This is a genomic window from Candidatus Phytoplasma phoenicium, from assembly GCF_001189415.1.
GTDB classification, from domain to species: Bacteria; Bacillota_I; Bacilli_A; order Acholeplasmatales; family Acholeplasmataceae; genus Phytoplasma; species Phytoplasma phoenicium.
In genome coordinates this window covers 1-1,896 of sequence record NZ_JPSQ01000032.1, presented here as the reverse complement: position 1 = coordinate 1,896, position 1,896 = coordinate 1, and the positions used below count along the sequence as shown (strand labels likewise).

2 protein-coding genes are annotated in these 1,896 nt (G+C 23.9%); both read right to left on the bottom strand.

All coding sequences use genetic code 11. The annotated features are described in order from the left end of the window. Positions 1 to 1,160, bottom strand: a 1,160-nt coding sequence (locus AlmWB_RS00905; RefSeq protein ID WP_050337198.1) for an aminopeptidase P family protein, incomplete at its 3' end; no start/stop codon positions are given. A gap of 69 nt (positions 1,161 to 1,229) precedes the next feature. Further along, positions 1,230 to 1,896, bottom strand: a 667-nt coding sequence (locus tag AlmWB_RS00900; RefSeq protein ID WP_275043467.1) for an SbcC/MukB-like Walker B domain-containing protein, incomplete at its 5' end; no start/stop codon positions are given.

Below are 1,896 nucleotides of genomic sequence, written 5' to 3'. Positions count from 1 at the left end.
ATCCTAATACCTAAGTTAAATTTTGGTAAATATAATCCAGGCTCAACAGTAATGATATTATTTTCTCTAAAAGGTTGATGAATATTACCAACATCATGCACTTCTAAACCTAAAAAATGACCTAATCCATGGTAACAATAATTAATTAACTCTTTTTCTTCTTGTAAAATATTCATTTGTTTAAGTCCTTGAAATAAAATTTTTTTTCCATACTGGTTCAATTCAGTAAATGTTTTGCCTGGTTGAAGCCATTTTATGATTTTTTTATTGGCATCTAAAACGATTTGATAAATAGCTTTTTGTTGAGGCGAAAAAGTGCCATTAACAGGAAAACAACGGCTAACATCTGAATTATAGTTATTATAGTTTACTCCTAAATCCAATAAAATCATATCATTTTCTTTTAAAACATCTTTTTTCGCATGATAGTGCAACACAAGAGCATTTTTTCCACTTGCTATAATAGTTTCAAAAGCAGGTTTAGTATTGTGTTGAGCCAGTAAATAATTATAATACCCTGCTATTTGATATTCGTAAATGTTTGGTTTAATTTTAGCTATTAAACTATATAAAGATTTACGATTAATATTGATAGCTTCTTTTATTTTTTGTATTTCGCTGATATTTTTGACTGTACGTAAATGCGCCAATAAAGGAGTGATATTATCAATTTGCAAACTAGGATAACTATTACGAATTTTTCGTGATATAGTGAGTATTATATTTGGTTGATTCTTTAACATTTGATTTTCATAAAAAGCAAAATAAATTTTTTTAATAATATTTTTAGTTATATTATTCCAACTGCGTAATAAACAAGATAAAAAATCTTCAAAAAAAAGATGATTTTTGATATTATTAATATCAATAGCGGATTTTTGTTGTGCTTGTTCATGACTTAAACTTTCACCATCCCATAAACTTTTTAAAGTATTCTTTTGAGGAATGAATAAAAAAGTATGTTGACTTTGTATACCTTTAACTAACATTAAAATAGCGTTTTCTTCCTCTATTCCTGTTAAATAATAAAAATTACGATCAACACAAAAAGAAGAATGAAAATTTGTCAAATTTTTACCTGAAAAAAACAAGGAGATACTTTGCGGTTCCATATAATTTAAAACACAATTTCTATTATTTTCAAACATTTTACTATTCATTTTCAAATATCCTTTTTTTATTTAAATACAAAAAATCATAACTTAAAATAATTATAAATAATATTGCAGTTAAATCATTTTCATAAAATTTTTCACCATAGCATAATTTTTGTCTTTCATGATAATGAGGTTAGTTTGAACATAAGGAAAAATATTAGCAATTCTTTGTGGAGGAATAGCAATAAAAAATTGAATTTTTAATTCGTTAAAAAAAGACATCATAGCATTAATACGATTTTCATCCATATTATTAAATGCTTCATCTAACAAAACTAAACATCCTTTTTGTTCACTATCGCTAGTTAATAATTGTTCAAAACAAATGGCAATAATAATATAAAAGGGAACTTGTGTTTCGCCACCAGATTTTTCACGAAAGATCTTAGAAAAAAAAGAAATATTTCCTTCTTGATCAATAATTTGAATATCATAACTTAAATAATTTCTATAATCTAAAAATTCATAAGCGATGAATTCATATTCTTCTTCAAAAGAAATAATTTTTTGAAATAATTCATCTAACAAAATTTCTTTATAAGAATTAACATTATCTGTAAATAAATTTAGATTTTGTAAATCATTATTTTTGATAAAAAGAGAATAATATTTTTGATATTCAGAATTTTTAGTAACTTTAGTAATAATTTGATAAAAATCATTTCCGAAAGGTCTATTTTTTAAAATAGAGTTTAAATTTTTAATTTGTTGTTGCGCGTTATCTATACTTTCTTTTAGT